The sequence below is a fragment of the Salmonella sp. SAL4457 genome (assembly GCF_046548235.1).
In the GTDB taxonomy this organism is placed as follows: domain Bacteria; phylum Pseudomonadota; class Gammaproteobacteria; order Enterobacterales; family Enterobacteriaceae; genus Salmonella; species Salmonella enterica.
Window position 1 is genome coordinate 1 of record NZ_JBGDZO010000842.1, and the last position, 256, is coordinate 256.

The following is a 256-nucleotide window of genomic DNA, read 5'->3' on the forward strand; positions in this document are numbered from 1 at the left end:
TTCCCTACACCTACCGGAACACCTGGACCCTGGCGGTGGGCGGCGACTACAAGGTGACCGACCAGTGGACCATGCGCGCCGGGGTCGCCTACGACCAGACGCCGACCCACAATGCCACCCGCGACCCGCGGATTCCCGACGGCGATCGCTACTTCGCCTCCCTGGGCGCCGGCTATCGCTTCCAGTCGATGCCGGAGTTGTCGATCGACGCGGCCTACTCGCGGCAGTTCGTCAAGGAGGTGCCGTTGAAGACGGT

General features: G+C 66.8%; 1 protein-coding gene. It reads left to right on the forward strand.

Features of this window, described 5'->3' with window-relative positions; translation table 11 throughout:
- On the forward strand, positions 1-256 hold a 256-nt coding region (locus ACLJNW_RS26555), incomplete at both ends, for an outer membrane protein transport protein (protein WP_410961557.1).